18 protein-coding genes are annotated in these 17,466 nt (G+C 69.8%); 8 read left to right on the forward strand and 10 right to left on the reverse strand.

Going from position 1 to position 17,466, the window contains the following annotated elements; all coding sequences use genetic code 11:
- Positions 1-9 precede the first annotated feature (9 nt).
- The gene (locus tag ACAM52_RS20925) at positions 10-3,660 is read right to left on the reverse strand and encodes an ATP-binding protein (RefSeq protein WP_369644505.1); all 3,651 of its coding nucleotides are present in this window, start codon (positions 3,658-3,660) and stop codon (positions 10-12) included.
- A gap of 78 nt (positions 3,661-3,738) precedes the next feature.
- Here ACAM52_RS20925 and ACAM52_RS20930 point away from each other — a divergent pair, with 78 nt between their 5' ends.
- Genes ACAM52_RS20930 through ureC form a run of 4 tightly spaced genes read left to right on the forward strand, consistent with a single transcriptional unit; the run spans position 3,739 to position 6,702 of the window.
- Positions 3,739-4,041, forward strand: coding sequence for an urease subunit gamma (locus ACAM52_RS20930; RefSeq protein ID WP_062474548.1), 303 nt, complete (start codon positions 3,739-3,741; stop codon positions 4,039-4,041).
- Positions 4,042-4,070: 29 nt separating this feature from the next.
- A complete protein-coding gene (locus ACAM52_RS20935; protein ID WP_369644506.1) occupies positions 4,071-4,667 on the forward strand; it encodes a HupE/UreJ family protein in 597 nt (198 codons plus the stop codon).
- Between the two features lie 7 nt (positions 4,668-4,674).
- Positions 4,675-4,980 carry an urease subunit beta gene (locus tag ACAM52_RS20940; protein ID WP_070063624.1) on the forward strand — a complete coding sequence of 102 codons (306 nt, stop codon included), beginning with the start codon at positions 4,675-4,677 and terminating at the stop codon, positions 4,978-4,980.
- A 3-nt stretch (positions 4,981-4,983) separates the two neighbouring features.
- Positions 4,984-6,702 (forward strand): urease subunit alpha, encoded by a 1,719-nt coding sequence (gene ureC, locus ACAM52_RS20945; RefSeq protein ID WP_354342950.1) that lies wholly within the window; start codon positions 4,984-4,986, stop codon positions 6,700-6,702.
- Between the two features lie 126 nt (positions 6,703-6,828).
- Here the strand turns inward: ureC and ACAM52_RS20950 are convergent, their stop codons facing one another.
- From ACAM52_RS20950 to ACAM52_RS20965, 4 genes are all read right to left on the reverse strand, one after another.
- Positions 6,829-8,229, reverse strand: coding sequence for an amidase (locus ACAM52_RS20950; RefSeq protein ID WP_369644507.1), 1,401 nt, complete (start codon positions 8,227-8,229; stop codon positions 6,829-6,831).
- 152 nt (positions 8,230-8,381) lie between these two features.
- Positions 8,382-9,329: a helix-turn-helix domain-containing protein gene (locus ACAM52_RS20955; protein WP_369644508.1), complete on the reverse strand. Its 948-nt coding sequence runs from the start codon at positions 9,327-9,329 to the stop codon at positions 8,382-8,384.
- Between the two features lie 124 nt (positions 9,330-9,453).
- Positions 9,454-9,858, reverse strand: coding sequence for a type II toxin-antitoxin system death-on-curing family toxin (locus ACAM52_RS20960; RefSeq protein ID WP_095743902.1), 405 nt, complete (start codon positions 9,856-9,858; stop codon positions 9,454-9,456).
- Positions 9,855-10,082 (reverse strand): AbrB/MazE/SpoVT family DNA-binding domain-containing protein, encoded by a 228-nt coding sequence (locus ACAM52_RS20965; protein WP_095743901.1) that lies wholly within the window; start codon positions 10,080-10,082, stop codon positions 9,855-9,857. The genes ACAM52_RS20960 and ACAM52_RS20965 overlap by 4 nt, the downstream gene beginning before the upstream one ends.
- Positions 10,083-10,153: 71 nt before the next feature.
- Between ACAM52_RS20965 and ureE the strand changes: the two genes are divergently transcribed.
- From ureE to ureG, 3 genes are all read left to right on the forward strand, one after another.
- A complete protein-coding gene (gene ureE, locus ACAM52_RS20970; protein WP_139700113.1) occupies positions 10,154-10,759 on the forward strand; it encodes an urease accessory protein UreE in 606 nt (201 codons plus the stop codon).
- A gap of 143 nt (positions 10,760-10,902) precedes the next feature.
- The gene (locus ACAM52_RS20975; RefSeq protein WP_369644509.1) at positions 10,903-11,574 is read left to right on the forward strand and encodes an urease accessory protein UreF; all 672 of its coding nucleotides are present in this window, start codon (positions 10,903-10,905) and stop codon (positions 11,572-11,574) included.
- Between the two features lie 21 nt (positions 11,575-11,595).
- Positions 11,596-12,246, forward strand: a complete 651-nt coding sequence (gene ureG / locus ACAM52_RS20980; protein ID WP_369644510.1) for an urease accessory protein UreG — start codon at positions 11,596-11,598, stop codon at positions 12,244-12,246.
- A 27-nt stretch (positions 12,247-12,273) separates the two neighbouring features.
- On the opposite strand, the gene ACAM52_RS20985 is transcribed toward ureG, so the two are convergent.
- The gene (locus ACAM52_RS20985; RefSeq protein ID WP_369644511.1) at positions 12,274-13,152 is read right to left on the reverse strand and encodes a pirin family protein; all 879 of its coding nucleotides are present in this window, start codon (positions 13,150-13,152) and stop codon (positions 12,274-12,276) included.
- A 152-nt stretch (positions 13,153-13,304) separates the two neighbouring features.
- Here ACAM52_RS20985 and ACAM52_RS20990 point away from each other — a divergent pair, with 152 nt between their 5' ends.
- A complete protein-coding gene (locus tag ACAM52_RS20990) occupies positions 13,305-14,261 on the forward strand; it encodes a LysR family transcriptional regulator (protein ID WP_369644512.1) in 957 nt (318 codons plus the stop codon).
- Here ACAM52_RS20990 and ACAM52_RS20995 read toward each other — a convergent pair.
- From ACAM52_RS20995 to ACAM52_RS21010, 4 genes are all read right to left on the reverse strand, one after another.
- The gene (locus ACAM52_RS20995) at positions 14,250-14,858 is read right to left on the reverse strand and encodes an ATP-binding protein (protein WP_369644513.1); all 609 of its coding nucleotides are present in this window, start codon (positions 14,856-14,858) and stop codon (positions 14,250-14,252) included. The two genes, ACAM52_RS20990 and ACAM52_RS20995, sit on opposite strands and share 12 nt — an antisense overlap.
- 13 nt (positions 14,859-14,871) lie before the next feature.
- Complete coding sequence (locus ACAM52_RS21000) at positions 14,872-15,048, reverse strand: hypothetical protein (protein WP_369644514.1); 177 nt, start codon at positions 15,046-15,048, stop codon at positions 14,872-14,874.
- 80 nt (positions 15,049-15,128) lie between these two features.
- Complete coding sequence (locus ACAM52_RS21005) at positions 15,129-16,289, reverse strand: porin (RefSeq protein WP_369644515.1); 1,161 nt, start codon at positions 16,287-16,289, stop codon at positions 15,129-15,131.
- A 159-nt stretch (positions 16,290-16,448) separates the two neighbouring features.
- Positions 16,449-17,456, reverse strand: coding sequence for a bile acid:sodium symporter family protein (locus ACAM52_RS21010; protein ID WP_369644516.1), 1,008 nt, complete (start codon positions 17,454-17,456; stop codon positions 16,449-16,451).
- Positions 17,457-17,466 lie beyond the last annotated feature (10 nt).

A 17,466-nucleotide genomic window follows, 5' to 3' on the forward strand; every position in this document is an offset into this window, starting at 1 on the left:
ACAACAAGGTCATGCGGCGCCCTCGGCGGCTTCGGCCAACGCGCGGCCCATGGCTTCGAACTGGAACTGGCGGGCCAGCGCGCGCTGGGCCTCGGTCCACGCGGCGCACTCGGGCTGCGCGGCGTCGATGTCGTCGAGCTGGTTCATGATGCCCCGGAAGTAGCCCAGGCCCACAGCCTCGTCGAGCGCGCGCAGGCGCGCCAGCGACGGCGGCTGCATCGCGCGCGGCGCGGCTGCGGCGGGCGCGGGCCGTGCGGCGGTGTCGGTCCACTGCAGGGCGAGCCGGCGCTCCAGCCAGTCGAGCAGCTCGGTGTGGCGCACGGGCTTGACGAAGAAATCTTCGGGCGCAATGCCCACGTCGTTGTCCAGGCCCTTGTCGAAAGCGTTGGCCGAGACGATGGCCACCGACGCGTCGGCCAGCCCCAGCTTGCGCGCGCGGCGGATGGTCTCCCAGCCGTCGATGCCGGGCATCGCAAGATCGACGAACATGGCGTCAGGCCGGTAGCCGGCGGCGATGAGGTCCAGCGCATCGTGTCCGCTGGCCGCGCTGCGCAGCTCGAAGCCCAGCGGCGCGAGCACATGGCCCAGCAGCTCGCGGTCGGCCTCCTCGTTGTCGACCACCAGCAGGCGCCGGCGCGCGCCCTCGTAGCCGCGCCGCGCGCGCGGCGCCGGCGCAATGCGCGCAGTGCCCGCCACCGCCTCGTGCACGCGCGGCAGAAACAGCCGCACGCAGAACAGCGAGCCCTCGCCCGGCGTGCTGCGCACCTTCATCTCGCCGCCCATCAGGTCGGTCAGCATCTTCGCGATGGTCAGGCCCAGGCCCGCGCCCGGCGCCGACGACACCGCCGCGTGGCCGCGCGCGAAGGGCTCGAAGATGCGCTCGATGTCGGCCGCCGTCATGCCCGGCCCGGTGTCCTCGATCTCGATGGCGGCGAACTCGCGTGCGTAGGCAACGCGCAAGGTCACCTGCCCCGCCGCCGTGAACTTGATCGCGTTGCCCAGCAGGTTGATGAGGATCTGGCTCACGCGTTTTTCGTCGGCGCGCACCACGTCGGGCAACGCACCGGCCGCCTCGAAGCGAAAGCGCAGGCCCTTCTCGGCCGCCTGCAGCTCGAACATGTCGGCCAGCTCGCGCATCGCATCGGCAAAGCGCATCGGCCGCGCATCGAGCGTGAGCTTGCCGGCCTCGATGTGGGCGATGGCCAGCGTGCCCTCGATGAGCGACAGCAGGTGCTCGCCGCCGCGCTTGATGACGGCCACCGCCTGCTGGCGGTGCGGCGGCACCGAGTGGTCTTCGCCCATGAGCTGCGCGTAGCCCAGGATGCTGTTGAGCGGCGTGCGCAGCTCGTGGCTGATGGCGCTGATGTAGCGGCTCTTGGCCTGGTTCGCGAGGTCCGCCGCGCGCCGCGCCTGGTCGGCCGCGAGCTTGGCGTGCTCGGCGATCTCGCGGGCCTCTTCGGCGCTTTGCTTCGCGTCCTGCAGCGCGCGGTCGGTCTCGCGGTGCAGCGCAATCTCACGCACCAGCAGGTGGGTCTGCCGGTTCGATTCTTCCTGCGCCACCTTGCGGCTCTGGTGCGCCAGCACCAGCCACCACGCCACGATGCCCGCGATGACCAGCAGCGCCATGTAGGCCTTGAGAAAGCCCGAGCGCAGCGAGGCCTGCTGCACGGCCGCCAGCGCCCCGCCCACGTCGGCCTGCGCCGCCAGCGCGAGCGCGCTTTCGCTCAAGGCCCGCAGCTCCTGCTGGTAGAGCACGCCGAACACCACGGCCAGCAGCGGCACGATCACCAGCATCAGCAGCAGGAAGTGCCCGAGCCCCGTGTCGAGGTAGCGCCAACTGCGGCGCGGCAGCAGCCAGCGCAGCACGGCGGACCACTGCGCCGACAGGCTCGCGTGCGGCTTGCACAGGTCGCCGCAGCGCGCGTCGAGCGTGCAGCACAGCGAGCAGATCGCGCCCTGGTAGGCCGGGCAGTGCGCCATGTCGGGGCCTTCGTACTCGCGCTCGCAGATCACGCAGTGCTGCACCTTCAGGCGCTGGTAGCTGCCACCCTCGTCCGGCGAGGGCTCGACCCGCGCCCAGCGCACCTTGCGCCCGCCCGCGGCCGGCGCGAACAGCACGGAGCCGCCCGCGTCGGACGTGCGCGCGAGGTAGTACTTGCCGCCCGTGGCCCACGCCAGCAGCGGCGACGCGACCAGCGCCGTGCCCAGCGCGATCAGCGCCGAGAAGGCCTGCGCCAGCGGCCCGAACACGCCCAGGTGCGCCGTGATCGACAGCACCGACGCCAGCGCCATCGCGCCCACGCCCACCGGGTTGATGTCCCACAGGTGCGCGCGCTTGAACTCGATGCCCGGCGGCGACAGCCCCAGCGGCTTGTTGACGACCAGGTCGGCCACCACGGCCATCATCCAGGCGATGGCGATGTTGGCGAAGAGCCCGAGCACGTCGCCCAGCGCCTCGAACACGTTCATCTCCATCAGCATGAAGGCGATGAGCGCGTTGAACACCACCCACACCACGCGCCCCGGGTGGCTGTGCGCCACGCGCGAGAAGAAGTTGCTCCAGGCCAGCGAACCCGCGTAGGCGTTCGTCACGTTGATCTTCAGCTGCGAGACCACCACGAACAGCGCCGTCGCCGCCACCGCCCAGCCGTAGTTCGGAAACACGTACTCGTAGGCCGCCAGGTACATCTGGTTCGGGTCGACCGCGCGCTCCACCGGCACCATGTGCGTGATCGCCAGGTAGGCCAGCGCGGCGCCGCCCAGCATCTTGACCACGCCCAGCACCACCCAGCCCGGCCCGCCCGCCAGCACGCCGGCCCACCAGCGGCGCGCCGTGCCCGCGGTGCGCGCCGGCATGAAGCGCAGGTAGTCGGCCTGCTCGCCCATCTGCGTGATGAGCGCGATGCCGACCGTCAGTGCGGCACCGAACAGGTGCAGGTTGAATCCTTGTGCGCCCGGCTTCGCCCCGCCGTAGTGCGTGATGCCCGCAAACGCACCAGGATCGCGCACCAGCACGAAGACGAAGGGCACCACCAGCATCAGCAGCCACAGCGGCTGCGTCCACAGCTGCAGCCGGCTGATCACCGACACCCCGTGCGTGACCAGCGGAATCACCACCAGCGCGCACACCAGGTAGCCCCACACCGGCGGAATGCCCAGCGCCAGCTCGAGCGCATAGGCCATCACGGCCGCCTCCAGCGCGAAGAAGATGAAGGTGAAGCTCGCGTAGATCAGCGAGGTGAGCGTGGAGCCGATGTAGCCGAAGCCCGCGCCGCGCGTGAGCAGGTCCATGTCGACCCCGTAGCGCGCCGCGTACACGCTGATCGGCAGCCCCGCCAGGAAGATGATGAGCCCCGTGACGAGGATCGCCCAGAAGGCATTGGCGAAGCCGTACTGCACCAGCAGCGTGGCGCCGACCGCCTCCAGCACCAGGAACGAGGCCGCCCCGAACGCCGTGTTGGCCACCCGCCATTCGGACCATTTGCGAAAGCGCTGCGGCGTGTAACGCAACGCGTAGTCCTCCAGCGTTTCGCTCGCGACCCAGCTGTTGTAGTCGCGCCGCACCTTGACGATGCGCTGGGGGGCGTCGTCGGTCAGGAGAGGGGGTTCGGCGGAATTCACACCGTTTCGGTGCAGCTTCCGTGCCACCGGGTACGGCATTTGGCGAACAGGGCACGACTGTTGCAAAGAGACCGGCTTGCCCATAATCACCGACCGCCACCCGACCCCACCCCCGCCATGGAACTGACCCCGCGCGAAAAAGACAAGCTGCTGATCTTCACGGCGGCGCTGCTGGCCGAGCGCCGCAAGGCGCGCGGGCTCAAGCTCAACTACCCGGAAGCCGTCGCGCTGATCACCGCCGCCGTGATGGAAGGCGCCCGCGACGGCAAGAGCGTCGCCGAGCTGATGAGCGAGGGCCGCAGCGTGCTCACCCGCGCCGACGTGATGGACGGCATCGCCGAGATGATTCCCGACATCCAGGTCGAGGCCAGTTTTCCCGACGGCACCAAGCTCGTGACCGTCCACCAGCCGATCGTCTGAACCTCCGCCACAAGAAGAAAGACCTTTTCATGCGCTTCGCAAAGACTTCTGCCCTGCTCGTCACCCTCCTGCTGCCGCTGGCCGCCAGCGCCCACACGGGCGTCGACGGCGGCGTGCACCACGGCTTTGTCACCGGCTTCATGCACCCGCTCACCGGCGCGGACCACCTCGTGGCGATGGTCGCGGTCGGCCTGTGGAGCGCGCTGGTCGCGCGCCGCGCCTGGCCCGACCTGCTGTGGGCGCCGCTGGCCTTCGCGGGCATGCTGCTCGCGGGCGCGCTGGCCGGGCTGGCCGGCGTGCAGCTGCCGGCCGTCGAACCGATGATCGCCGCCTCGCTGCTGGTGCTGGGCCTGCTGGTCGCCACGCGCGTGCACCTGCCGGCCGGCGTCGCCATGGCCGTGGTGGGCCTGTTCGCCGTCTTCCACGGCGTGGCGCACGGCCACGAGCTGGCGGGCGAGCACGGCGCGGCCCTCACGCTGGCCGGCATGGTCAGCGCCACGCTGCTGCTGCACGCGGCCGGCATCGCGCTGGGCTGGGCGCTGCGCCATGCCAACGCCTGGCTGCCGCGCGTGGCCGGCGCCGCCGTCGTCGCCCTGGGCGCCACGCTGCTGGCCCAGGCAGTCTGAGGCGGCCATGACGCCCGGCGAACTTCTCACCGACGACGGCGAGCACACGCTCAACCCCGGTCGCCGCGCCCTCACGCTGGTCGTGCGCAACACGGCCGACCGGCCGATCCAGGTCGGCTCGCACTACCACTTCGCCGAGACCAACGGCGCCCTCGACTTCGACCGTGCCGCCGCGCGCGGCATGCGGCTGAACATCGCCTCGGGCGCCGCGGTGCGCTTCGAGCCGGGCCAGCAACGCACGGTCGAGCTGGTCGATTTTTCCGGCGATCGCATCGTCTACGGCTTTCGCGGCCTGGTTCAAGGAAAGCTCTAAAACATGGCCACCATCGGGCGACGCGCCTACGCAGAAATCTTCGGCCCCACCGTGGGCGACCGGGTCCGCCTTGCGGACACCGACCTGCTGATCGAAGTCGAAGCCGACTACACGCTGCGCGCCGGCGGCTACGGCGAAGAGGTGAAGTTCGGCGGCGGCAAGACGATCCGCGACGGCATGGCGCAGTCGCAGCGCACGCGCGCGCAGGGCGCCGTCGACACGGTGATGACCAACGCGTTGATCCTCGACCACTGGGGCATCGTGAAGGCCGACATCGGCCTGAAGGACGGCCGCATCGCCGCCATCGGCAAGGCCGGCAACCCCGACGTGCAACCGGGCGTGGACATCGTCATCGGCCCGGGCACCGAGATCATCAGCTGCGAAGGCACCATCGTCACCGCAGGCGGCATCGACAGCCACATCCACTTCATCTGCCCGCAGCAGATCGAGGAGGCGCTGGCTTCGGGCGTGACGACCATGCTCGGCGGCGGCACCGGCCCGGCCACCGGCACCTTCGCGACCACGGCCACGCCTGGCCCCTGGCACATCGAGCGCATGCTGCAGGCGGCCGACGCGTTCCCGATGAACCTGGGCTTTCTCGGCAAGGGCAACGCCAGCCTGCCCGACGCGCTGCACGAGCAGATCGAGGCCGGCGTCATGGGCCTGAAGCTGCATGAAGACTGGGGCACAACGCCCGCGGCCATCAGCAACTGCCTGGACGTGGCCGACGCCACCGACACGCAGGTGGCGATCCACAGCGACACGCTGAACGAATCGGGCTTCGTCGAGAACACCATCGCCGCCGTGGGCGGGCGCGCCATCTGCGCCTTCCACACCGAGGGCGCGGGCGGCGGCCATGCGCCCGACATCCTGCGCGTGGTGGGCGAGGCGAACTTCCTGCCCTCGTCGACCAACCCGACGATGCCCTACACCGTGAACACGCTCGACGAACACGTCGACATGCTCATGGTGTGCCACCACCTCGATGCCGGCATTGCCGAGGACCTGGCCTTTGCCGAGTCACGCATCCGCAAGGAAACCATCGCCGCCGAGGACGTGCTGCACGACCTGGGCGCGATCAGCATGTTCAGCTCCGACAGCCAGGCCATGGGCCGCGTCGGCGAGGTGGTCATCCGCACCTGGCAGACCGCGCACAAGATGAAGCAGCAGCGCGGCACGCTGCCCGAGGACAGCGAGCGCAACGACAATTTCCGCGCGCGGCGCTACGTGGCCAAGTACACGATCAACCCGGCCCTCGCGCACGGCATCGCGCACGAGGTGGGCTCGATCGAAGTCGGCAAGTGGGCCGACCTCGTGGTCTGGAAGCCGGCCTTCTTCGGCGTGAAGCCCTTCACCATCATCAAGGGCGGCACCATCGCGATGGCCGCGATGGGCGACCCCAGCGCGTCGATTCCCACGCCGCAGCCGGTGCACTTCCGGCCGATGTTCGGCGCCTACGGCGGCTCGCTCGCCAAGAGCTCGCTGACCTTCGTCTCGCAGGCCGGGCTGGCCGCGGGCATCAAGGAGCGCTACGGCCTGAGCAAGCACCTGAGCGCGGTGAAGAACATCCGCAACGTGCGCAAGCAGGACCTGATCCACAACGGCTACACGCCGAAGATGGAGATCGACGCGCAGACCTATGCCGTGCGCGCCGATGGCCAGCTGCTGACCTGCGAGCCGGCCAAGGTGCTGCCGATGGCGCAGCGCTACTTCCTGTTCTGAAGGAGGCCGCGACGCGGCCGTCCGACGGGTTTGCAATCAAGGTGAGCGCAAGGCGCGAAGCCGCAGACAGTGCTGACGCACGGCAAGGCGACGCAACGCGGCGATCGCCTTGATTGCGAAGCCGTCTCACACCGCCGGGTGCCGGCGGTGCCAGTCGGTCGCCCGCTGGAACGCCCATCCCGCGCGCACCAGCAGGTCCTCGCCGAAGTGCGGCGCCACGAACTGGAAGGCCACCGGCACGCCCGCCTCGGTGGCGCCACCCGGCAAGGTGAGCGTGGGGCTGCCCGTGAGGTCGAAGGGGCAGGTGTAGCGCAGCATGCCCGCCAGCAGCTCCGGGTCCACGCCGAGCTGGCCGGCGCGTTCGAGCGTCGGTGCCGCGAAGGGAATGGCCGGGATCAGCAGCAGGTCGACCTGTTCGAAGAACGTGCGCACGCGGCCGGTGAAATCGGCGCGGCGCAGCAGCAGCTTCTGGTAGTCGGTGGCGCTTTGCGACAGGCCCAGGTCGATCAGCCCCGAGAGGCCCGGGCCGTACTCTGCACGCCGCGACGGGTACGTCGCCTCGTGCGCCACGGCGGTCTCGACCGCGCACAGCGGCGACCAGTCGAGCACCGCCTGCGTCGTGTCGGGAAACACCACCTCGCGCACCGAAGCACCCAGCGATTCGACCGTGCGGATCGCGGCCGCCAGCGTGGCGCGCGTGGGTGCGTCCACGCGGTCCAGTGTCCAGGCGGGGTCGATGCCCACGCGCAGGCCGGCCAGGCCGCGCGTCATCGTCGCCAGGTAATCGGGCACCGGCAGCGTGCTGGCCGTCGGGTCGCGCGGGTCGGCGCCCGCGATGGCCGCCAGCATCGCGCCCGCATCGGCCGCGCTGCGCGTCATCGGGCCGATGTGGTCGAGCGACGCGGCGAGTTCGAAGGCGCCGTGGCGGCTCACCCGCCCCCACGTCGGCTTCAGGCCCGTGATGCCGTTGGCTGCCGACGGAAAGCGGATCGATCCGCCCGTGTCGGTGCCCAGCGCGCCGAAGCACAGCCCCGCCGCCGTGGCCACGCCCGAGCCGCTGGACGACACGCCAGGCCACAGCGTGGCGTCCCACGGATTGACCGGCGACGCGATCTGCGGATGGTGGTCGGCAAAGGCGCCTTCGGTCTGCTGCAGCTTGCCCAGGATCACCGCGCCGGCCTCGCGCAGGCGGTGCACCACCGTCGCGTCCTCGGTAGGGCGGAACGCTTTGTGGATCGTCATGCCGTGCGCGCTCGGCACGCCCTCGGTCCACAGCAGGTCCTTCACGGCCAGCGGCACGCCGTGCAGCGGCCCGCGCGCGCGGCCGGCGGCGATCTCGGTGTCGGCGCGGCGCGCCTCGTCGAGCGCCTGCGCGTCCATGCGCGTCGCGTAGCTGCGCAAGCGGCCATCGACGGCCTCGATGCGCGCGAGCATGGCGCGCGTGACTTCTTCCGACGAGCGCTCGCGCGACTGGATCTGCCGGCCGACTTCCAGCAGTTCGAGATGATGCAATTCCTTGTCCGCCATGACTGACTCCCGCGTGTGTAGGGTTGAGAAAGAAGGTCCGAATCCAAGTGGCGAAACTGCCACCCCGGGCGAACCTTATCGGCGCGCGGCGGCCCGCGCTGGTCTCTTTCGGACATGCACTTGTGCTGGGGCGGACACCCCGCGCGCGGCGCTCAGCGCGGCTTCAGCAGCGTGTGCGGCGCGCAGCCGTAGGCCTTGCGGAAGACCCGGCTGAAATGCGACAGGTCGGAAAACCCGTGCTGGAACGCGACGTCGGTCACGCTGTGCGCGCGCCCTCCCACCAGCGCCTCGCGGCTGGCTGCGAGACGCGCCTGCCAGACCGCGCCCATCGCCGTCCCGCCCTGGCGCGCGAACGCCCGCGCCACCGTGCGCGCCGAGACGTGGTGCGCCTGCGCCAACGCCTCGAGCGACAGCGCCGGGTCGTCCAGATGGCGCTCGATGTAGGCCGTCATGCGCGCATGCAGGCCGCGCTCGGCGCCAGCGTCGCCAGCCATGTCCTGCTGCAGTTCGAGCGTCACGGCCAGCAGGTCGATGAGCGCGCCGCCGAAGCGTTCGGCGGCGACGGAATGCGGCTGCGCGAAGGCCGGGTTCGCCGTCTCCCGCAGCATCGCGTGCAGCGGCGCCGCGCCGGGACGGTCCGCGGCGATGGTGCGGGCAGTGAACTCTTCGGCCTTCGCGAAGCGCCGCAGCAGCAGCCGGCGCGGCATGCGCGCCAGGTACACCGAGCGCGCGTCCAGCGTGCATTCGAACGGCCGGCCGGCGTCGTAGAGCAGCATGTCGCCGCTGCGCAGCCGCCCCTGCCGCCCGCCTTGCACCAAGGTGCCCTCGCCCTCCTGCACGAACGCCAGCCACAGGTCGTCCAACGGATGCCGGCGCAGGTGGGGCGCGTCGCGCGACCAGTGATGCACCGGCGCCGACATGCGGTTGACGCTGACCGCGCCCACCTCGCGCACATCGAGCCGCCCTTCGAACGGCTCGGCCGTCATCGCACGGCTGGCCGCGGGAATGCAGTGGCGGCACACGACGTCGTGCCAGTAGTCGAAACGCAGCGGGGTCGCCACGTCGGTCGTCAGGTAGGCCAGGCTGTTCATGACGCGCATGCTGGGGCGGATGGGGCGCGCAGGCAAGCCCTGCGCGGGGCCCGGTACTTGCTACGGAAGGAGGAACCCTTGTTGCACCGTGCCCATGCCTGCGTTTTCACTCACCCGAGCCGCGCGCGCCGCTTCAGTCGTTCCGTGGCGCCAGGTGCTCGCGAATCCACTGGGCGAGCGCGTCTTCGTCCAGCCCGCCTTCGGCGAGCTTCAGCGTGATGAGCACGCAGTCATGGTCGGACGCCACCAACTCGAAGCCGTTGAGGTCGAGGAACACTTCCATCGCGACGAAAGCGGTTCGCTTGTTGCCGTCGGTGAAGGGGTGGTTGCGCGCGATGCCGAAGGCGTAGGCGGCGGCCAGCGTGGCCGCATCGGGCGACTCGTACAGCGCGCGGTTCTGCGGCCGGCCCATGGCCGAGGCCAGCAGGCCCTCGTCGCGCACGCCGGCGGGCCCGCCATGCTCGGCCAGCTGTTCTTCATGCACCGCATGGATCAACTGCAGGCTGAGCCAGACCCAGGCCTGGTTGGCCGCGCTCATTTCGCCAGTTCGCGCAGCACGTTGCGCCGCTTCTTCATGACGCGCCGCGCCGCCTCCATCTGGCGTTCGAAAGCGTCGTCGTACGGCGTGAGCGTGAAGCCGCCACCCGCGGCCTGCGTGAGGTAGACCGTGTCGCCCTTGCCGACCTTCATGCTGGCCAGCACCTCCTTGGGCAGGATGACGCCGACCGAGTTGCCGATCTGGGTCAGTTTGAGTGCGGACATGGCGGACTCCCACGAGCAAAAGTTATAACAAGCGTTATATTATTCCGCCTCATCTGGAGTCGCAACCCGCCATGCTCACCGCCAACAAACTCATGCCCCAGGGCCGCGGTCTCGCGCCCGTGCTGCTCAAGCGTGCCGCCACCATCGAACTCGACTGGGACGTGCGCCAGAAAAGCCGTTTCGACGCCACCGACTCGCAGGGCCGGCAGATCGGCATCTTCCTGCCGCGCGGCACCGCGGTGCGCGGCGGCGACGTGCTGGTCGCGGAAGACGGCTCGCTGGTGCGCGTGATCGCGGCGCCGCAGCCGGTGCTGCGCATCACGCACTGCACCGCCCACGGCACGCCCTTCGACCTGACGCGCGCGGCCTACCACCTGGGCAACCGGCATGTGCCGATCGAGCTCAAGCCCGACCACCTGAAGATCGAACCCGACCACGTGCTGGCCGACATGCTGCGCTCGATGCACCTGATCGTCGTCGCCGTCGAGGAAGCCTTTGAACCCGAAGGCGGTGCGTACGGCGCGCAGGGGCATTCGCATGGCGGCCACAGCCATGATCACGGCCACGACCACGGGCACTCGCACAGCAGCGGCCCGAAGCCCCTCGTGCTCGCCCCCGAACTGCTCGACGACGATCACGGCCACGGTCACGACCATTCCCACGGCCACTCGCATTGAAATGACCCACCGCCCTTCCCGTGCGCAGGACACTGGGTGCTTCCCGCAGCGAAATCAAGGAGGAGGGGCGAAGCCCCGGGGGACATTCGCGGAGGGAAGTACCCGGTGGCCTGCGCACGCGCCCTGAACCACCGCGCTGAAGAATGCCAAACCCCCACAGCCTCCTACAGCTCATCTGGCTAGCCTCCCCCGCCCTGCCAGTGGGAGGCTTCTCGTATTCCGAAGGCGTCGAGGCCGCGGTCGAATGGGCCGGCATCAACTCCGAAGCCAGCGCCACCGAGTGGCTCTCCGACCAGCTGCACCTGAGCTTCGCGCGCGGCGACCTCGCCCTGGCAGCCCAGGCGATCACCGCCTGGCGCGCGAACGACGCACAACGCATCCGCACCCTCAACGACTGGGTGCTTCAAACCCGCGAATCCGCCGAGTTCTTCCTGCAGACCGAGCAGATGGGCCGCTCTTTCGTCGAGTGGCTGAAGCTGCACCACGCCGACACCGCCGAAGTCTTCGCCGGCCTGCCCGCGACCTACCCCGTGGCCTTCGCGTTCGCGGCCAGCCGCACCGAAGCCACCGTGCAGGACGGCTGCCTGGCCTTCGCCTTCGGCTGGGCCGAGAACATGGTCGCCGCCGCCGTCAAGGCCGTGCCGCTAGGCCAGAGCGCGGGCCAGCGCATCCTGGCGCGGCTCGCGAACGAAATCCCCGCCGCCGTCGAGCGCGCGATGGCCCTGGGCGACGACGAGCGCCAGGCCTTCGCGCCCCTGCTGGCGGTGTTGTCGGCCCGCCATGAAACACAATATTCCCGCCTCTTCCGAAGCTGACCGAACCGGATCTTTTCGCCCATGACCTCCGCCCTGCACCACATTCCGAACCGCACCAAGAAGCTCCCGCCGCTGCGCGTGGGCATCGGCGGCCCCGTCGGCTCGGGCAAGACCACCCTGCTCGAAATGCTCTGCAAGGCGATGCGCGACAAGTACGACCTCGTCGCCATCACCAACGACATCTACACCAAGGAAGACCAGCGCCTGCTCACCGTGGCCGGCGCGCTGCCGGCCGAGCGCATCATGGGCGTGGAAACCGGCGGCTGCCCGCACACCGCGATCCGCGAAGACGCCTCGATCAACCTCGAGGCCATCGACCGCATGCTCGAAGACTTTCCCGATGCCGACATCGTGTTCGTCGAATCGGGCGGCGACAACCTCGCGGCCACTTTCAGCCCCGAGCTGTCGGACCTCACCATCTACGTGATCGACGTGGCGGCCGGCGAAAAGATCCCGCGCAAGGGCGGGCCCGGCATCACCAAGAGCGACCTGTTCGTCATCAACAAGACCGACCTCGCGCCCTATGTCGGCGCGAACCTCGACGTGATGGAACAGGACACCCAGCGCATGCGCCGCCAGCGCCCTTACGTGATGACCAACCTCAAGACGCTCACGGGCGTCGCCGAGGTGGTCGCCTTCATCGAGGCCCGGGGCATGCTCACCGCCGCCTGATTCTTCAATCAGAGCGGCGGCGCCCGCTCAATGCGCCACGGCCTCCGGCATCTGCCCGAACTTCCCGCTGCCGAAGTCCTTCATCGCCTGCACGATCTCGTCGCGCGTGTTCATCACGAACGGGCCGTGGCCGACGATGGGTTCGTCGATCGGTTCACCGCTCAGCAGCAGCACCACCGCGTCATTGTTGGCGTCCAGCGTGAGCGCATCGCCCGCGCGGTCGAGCAACACCATCTGCGCGTCGCGCACGACCGTCTCGCCGTTCACCTGCACCGTGCCGCGCAGCACCACCACCGCAGCCGTGTGGCCTTCGGGCACCGGCAGCGTCACCTGCGCGCCCTGGTTCAGGCGCAGGTCCCACACGTCGATGGGCGTGAAGGTGTGGGCCGGTCCCTTGTGGCCGAGGTAGTCGCCCGCGATCACGCGCACGCTGCCCGCGCCTTCGGGCAGCGGCACCGACGGAATCTGCGCATCGACGATGGCCTGGTAGCCCGGCGTGGCCATCTTGTCCCGGGCGGGCAGGTTGACCCACAGCTGCACCATCTCGAGCTCGCCGCCGTCGCGCGTGAACGCTTCGGAATGGAACTCCTCGTGCAGGATGCCCGCGCCGGCGGTCATCCATTGCACGTCGCCGGGGCCGATGGTGCCGCCCTGCCCGGTCGAGTCGCGGTGCGACACCTCGCCCTTGTAGACGATGGTCACGGTCTCGAAGCCGCGGTGCGGGTGCTGGCCCACGCCGCGCGGCTGCGTGGTCGGCGTGAAGGGGGCCGGACCGGCGTAGTCGAGCAGCAAAAAGGGGCTGGCGTGGCGGCCCAGCGTGTCGTAGCTGAACAGCGAGCGCACGGGAAAACCGTCGCCCACCCAGTGCGGGCGCGGTGCGCTGTAGGTGCCGAGGATCTTCTTCATGGTCTGTGTTCCTTTCCATCTGGCGGCTCGCCCGGAACGGGAAAGCCATGGATCAAGGATGGGGCCGCAACGATGCTTTGAGTAGATGCCAGAATTCGCCCTCATCGTTCCATCTGGCGAACGATCACCGGCACGGAGGGCCCCCCAAAGCCATGCGCGACCTGAACGATCTCTACTACTACGCCCAGGTGGTCGACCACGGCGGTTTTGCCCCGGCCGGCCGCGCGCTCAGCGTGCCCAAGTCGAGCCTGAGCCGGCGCATCGCGCTGCTCGAGGAGCGGCTGGGCGTGCGCCTGATCCAGCGCTCCACGCGCCGCTTCAGCGTCACCGACATCGGCCGCCAGTACTACGAGCATTGCGTGGCCATGCTGGTCGAGGCCGACGCCGCGCAGGAGGCCATCGACCGCCTGCAGGCCCAGCCGCAGGGGCTGGTGCGGCTGTCGTGCCCGCCGGCGCTGGTGTACTACCAGGTGGCCGAGATGCTCGCCCGCTTCATGACCGAGTGCCCGCGCGTGACCGTGCAGCTCGAAAGCACCAACCGCCGCGTCGACGTGATCCGCGAGGGCTTCGACCTCGCGCTGCGCGTGCGCTTTCCGCCCCTCGAAGACACCGACCTCGTGATGAAGGTGCTGGGCCACAGCACGCAGCGGCTGGTGGCCCACCCGCGCCTGCTCGAAGGCCTGACGGCGCCGGCCAGCCCCGCCGACATCGGCCTGCTGCCCAGCCTGGACCTCGGTCCGGCCCAGCCGCACCACACCTGGTCGCTCGAAGGCCCCGACGGCGCGAGCGCCGAGGTGCGCCACCAGCCCCGCCTGGTGACCGACGACATGGCCGCGCTGCGGCATGCCGCCCTGCAGGGCGTGGGCGTGGCCAAGATGCCGACGATGATGGTGCGCGACGACCTGCAGGCCGGCCGCCTCGTCGACGCGCTGCCGCAATGGGCGCCGCGCAGCGGCATCGTGCACGCGGTGTTCCCCTCGCGCCGCGGCCTGCTGCCGTCGGTGCGCAAGCTGGTGGACTTCCTGGCGGTGGAGTACGAGGCGCTCGAAGCCCTTGAACTTTCGGGCGTATCGGCCGCATCGGCGCCGACGCGCACCTCAGTCAACTGATCCCGCGGCCACCGCCGGCGCGTACAGCGGCAGGCGCAGCGTCAGCCCGAGCACGCCGCCGTCGTCCGGCGCGGAATAGATGCGCCCGCCGTGGCGCCCCGCGATGCGCTCGCAGATGCGCGCGCTGGCCAGCGAGGCGGCGTCGAGTGCATCGAAGAAGCGCGCCAGCGGTGGGCGTTCGCTGTCGGCGTCGAGGTCGCGCCAGTGAACGACGGCCTGCGTGCCTTCGATGCGCGCGCGCACCTGCAGCGTCGCGCCCGCGGCCATCACGCGCGCGGCATGCGCGGCCACCTTGGCCAGCAGCTCGCGCAGCTCCGACGGAATGCCGAACACCGGGACCGCTTCCGCGGGCAGGTCCACATCGAGGTGCAGCGATGTTGCATCGCCAGATTCAGTGCCGAGCAATGGCCGCAGGTCCTGCACGCGGCTGTCGGCCAGCTGCTGGCGCTGCTGCGTGCGGGCCTGCTGTGCGAGGCCACGGGCGTGCACGGCCGCGCGGGCGTTGGCGACGAACAGCGCGCCCATCAGCGCGAGCACGCCAGCCAGGCCGAGGCCGATGAGCGCGGCAATGATCAGGCCGAGTGAACTGCCGTACATGGTCGACAATCCCTCAGCGCGTTTCGGGAAAGGCCGGCCGCGCGCAGCCGCTCGGGGCCTCGCAGCGTGGCGGGGGGCCTTCGCGAAACCCCGGCGGTGGCCCGGGCGGAAAAAGAGGGGGCGGCAGCACGATGCAGCCCGAGAGGCCGAGCGCTGCCAGCACGCCCGCGAGGTGATGAATTCGGATCATGGGGATCGATGCGTTGCGTGTTCGACGGCAGGAGCCGTTCGCGTGCGCCGGCAGCGCCGCCGCACGCGAAGGCAGGCCGATCAGAACGCGTGGCGGATGCCGAAGTCGTAGCCCGTCGACGAACGCGGCAGGCCCGTGTAGCCCACGCCGGTGCTGCCGTAGCCCGTGGTGCTGGCGGCCGTGAGGCTGCCCGTGTAGTTCGCGTCGTTGCGGTTGCTCACGCGCGCCACGGTGGCGTACAGCGCGGTGCGCTTGGACAGGTTGTGCACGTAGCCGATCGCGAGCTTGTTCGCGCGCGGGTCGTCGCCCGTGATGCCCACCGCGCCTTCGTTGTAGCGCACGGTCGAGTACGACGCGCGGATCAGGCCCGCGCCCACCGGCATGCTCGCGCCGATCAGGTAGCCGTTGTAACTGTCATGGCTGTTGCCCAGCGCCGCGAGGTCGAACTTGTTCTTCACGTTCGACAGCTCGCCGAACAGCTTGACCGGTCCGAAGTCGTACGACGCGCCGAGGTTGATGGTCTGCACCTTGCGCGTGAGCGTGGTGGTGTCGGCTGCGACGTTCTGGCCCACCGCCAGTGCTATGTCCAGCGGCCCGTTCGCATAGCCGAAACGCCCGCCGACATAACGCCCGGCACTGCTGCTGGTGGCGGCCGTGGTGTCGGTCGCACTGGTCTTCGTGTTCTCGTTCAGGCTGTACTGCAGCTGGCCGTAGAAGCCGCCGAGGTTGGGCGGCAGGAAGTAGCCGACCATGTTGCTGGCGCGCACGTAGTTCGTGTTGCCCAGCGCGGTGCTGCCGCTCACCGTGTTGATCACGCTGGAGCCCGAGCCGTTGGTGCCGAACGGGTCGAACACCGTGTCGTTCCAGAACGTGGCCGTGTAGTCGCGGCCCAGCCGCACTTCGCCGAAGCCGCCCGACAGGCTGACGGTGGAACGGCGGTTGAAGTTGGCGATGCCGGTGGCGCCGTCGTCGTTGCTGATCGGCGCCTCGAGCCAGAAGCTGGCCGCGAGCCCGCCGCCCAGGTCTTCCGTGCCGCGAAAGCCGATGCGGCTGGAGTTGTAGCCCGAGTTGGCCAGGCTCCATTGGCTTTGCTTGCTGGTGGTGCCGGTGACGGGGTTGCGCGAGGTGGCGCTCTGGTAGCTCACGCCGGCATCGACGACGCCGAACAGGGTGACCGACGATTGGGCAGAGGCCAGGCCGGTGACGGCCAGCGCGGCGAGTGCCGTGAGGGATTTCTTCATTCAGGTTTCTCCGGGGTTTTCAGCTGCTCTTCATCGAGCCGCTGACCGGATGGTCCTGTTCAAAATTGGAGGAATCTGGTGGACGCCAGCCCTCCCCTCAGGGGTGTTGTTTTGCGTTCACGCGCCGGCCGGTGCGTGAACGCCTTGCGCCGGGAAGCGCTACTCGGCCGTGCGAAGCGCAGGCGCCGTGGGCGTCGCCGCGCGCCGCGCATAGCGCTGCGCCAGCACCGCGCACACCATGAGCTGCATCTGGTGGAACAGCATCAGCGGCAGCACGATCGCGCCGACGGCGTGCGAGGCAAACAGCACCTTCGCCATCGGAATCCCGCTCGCCAGGCTCTTCTTCGAGCCGCAGAAGACGATGGTGATCTCGTCCTCGACGCTGAAGCCGAAGCGCCGCGCCATGAAGGTCGTCAGGCCCAGCGCCAGCGCCAGCAGCACGCCGCACACCAGCAGCAGGCCCAGCAGCGCGCTCACGGGAATCTGCTTCCAGAGCCCTTCGATCACGGCCGCGCTGAAGGCCGTGTAGACCACCAGCAGGATCGAGCCCTGGTCCACGAACTTCAGCACCGCGGCGCGCTTCTGGATCCACTTGCCGATCAGCGGGCGCGACAGGTGGCCGATGACGAACGGCACCAGCAGCTGCAGCAGGATGCGCCCGATCGCGTCGAGCGACGAAGACGACGCCACCGCACCGCCTTCAGGCAAGACCACCAGGCTCACCAGCACCGGCGTGATGAACACGCCCAGCAACGTCGAAGCCGAAGCGCTGCAGATGGCGGCCGGCATGTTCCCCCGCGCCATCGCAGTGAAAGCAATCGCCGACTGCACCGTCGCTGGCAGCACGCACAGGAACAGCACGCCCGTGTACAGCTGCGGCGTCACCAGCGGCCCCAGCACAGGCCGCAGCGCGAGCCCCAGCACCGGGAACAGGATGAAGGTGCAGGCGAACACCAGCAGGTGCAGCCGCCAATGCATGATGCCCGCGAGGATCGCCTCGCGCGACAGCTTGGCGCCGTGCAGGAAGAACAGCAGCCCGATCGCGACCGTGGTCAGGCCCTCGAAGAAATGGGCCACGCGGCCGCTGGCGGGCAGCAGGCTGGCCAGGGTGACGACCGCGACGAGCGTGAGCGTGAAGTTGTCAGGAAGAAAGCGTGAACGTGCCATGGCCTGCATT

The organism is Variovorax sp. V118 (assembly GCF_041154445.1).
Classification (GTDB): Bacteria; Pseudomonadota; Gammaproteobacteria; order Burkholderiales; family Burkholderiaceae_C; genus Variovorax; species Variovorax boronicumulans.

Coding starts and splice junctions, on each gene's coding strand:
- ACAM52_RS20930 (WP_062474548.1), top strand. CDS start 3,739: ATGGAACTGACCCCGCGCGAAAAAGACAAGCTGCTGATCTTCACGGCG.
- ACAM52_RS20985 (WP_369644511.1), bottom strand. CDS start 13,152: ATGAAGAAGATCCTCGGCACCTACAGCGCACCGCGCCCGCACTGGGTG.
- ureC (WP_354342950.1), top strand. CDS start 4,984: ATGGCCACCATCGGGCGACGCGCCTACGCAGAAATCTTCGGCCCCACC.
- ACAM52_RS20940 (WP_070063624.1), top strand. CDS start 4,675: ATGACGCCCGGCGAACTTCTCACCGACGACGGCGAGCACACGCTCAAC.
- ACAM52_RS21010 (WP_369644516.1), bottom strand. CDS start 17,456: ATGGCACGTTCACGCTTTCTTCCTGACAACTTCACGCTCACGCTCGTC.
- ACAM52_RS20965 (WP_095743901.1), bottom strand. CDS start 10,082: ATGTCCGCACTCAAACTGACCCAGATCGGCAACTCGGTCGGCGTCATC.
- ACAM52_RS20975 (WP_369644509.1), top strand. CDS start 10,903: ATGCCAAACCCCCACAGCCTCCTACAGCTCATCTGGCTAGCCTCCCCC.
- ACAM52_RS21005 (WP_369644515.1), bottom strand. CDS start 16,289: ATGAAGAAATCCCTCACGGCACTCGCCGCGCTGGCCGTCACCGGCCTG.
- ureE (WP_139700113.1), top strand. CDS start 10,154: ATGCTCACCGCCAACAAACTCATGCCCCAGGGCCGCGGTCTCGCGCCC.
- ACAM52_RS20995 (WP_369644513.1), bottom strand. CDS start 14,858: ATGTACGGCAGTTCACTCGGCCTGATCATTGCCGCGCTCATCGGCCTC.
- ACAM52_RS20935 (WP_369644506.1), top strand. CDS start 4,071: ATGCGCTTCGCAAAGACTTCTGCCCTGCTCGTCACCCTCCTGCTGCCG.
- ACAM52_RS20950 (WP_369644507.1), bottom strand. CDS start 8,229: ATGGCGGACAAGGAATTGCATCATCTCGAACTGCTGGAAGTCGGCCGG.
- ACAM52_RS21000 (WP_369644514.1), bottom strand. CDS start 15,048: ATGATCCGAATTCATCACCTCGCGGGCGTGCTGGCAGCGCTCGGCCTC.
- ACAM52_RS20925 (WP_369644505.1), bottom strand. CDS start 3,660: ATGCCGTACCCGGTGGCACGGAAGCTGCACCGAAACGGTGTGAATTCC.
- ACAM52_RS20955 (WP_369644508.1), bottom strand. CDS start 9,329: ATGCGCGTCATGAACAGCCTGGCCTACCTGACGACCGACGTGGCGACC.
- ACAM52_RS20990 (WP_369644512.1), top strand. CDS start 13,305: ATGCGCGACCTGAACGATCTCTACTACTACGCCCAGGTGGTCGACCAC.
- ACAM52_RS20960 (WP_095743902.1), bottom strand. CDS start 9,858: ATGAGCGCGGCCAACCAGGCCTGGGTCTGGCTCAGCCTGCAGTTGATC.
- ureG (WP_369644510.1), top strand. CDS start 11,596: ATGACCTCCGCCCTGCACCACATTCCGAACCGCACCAAGAAGCTCCCG.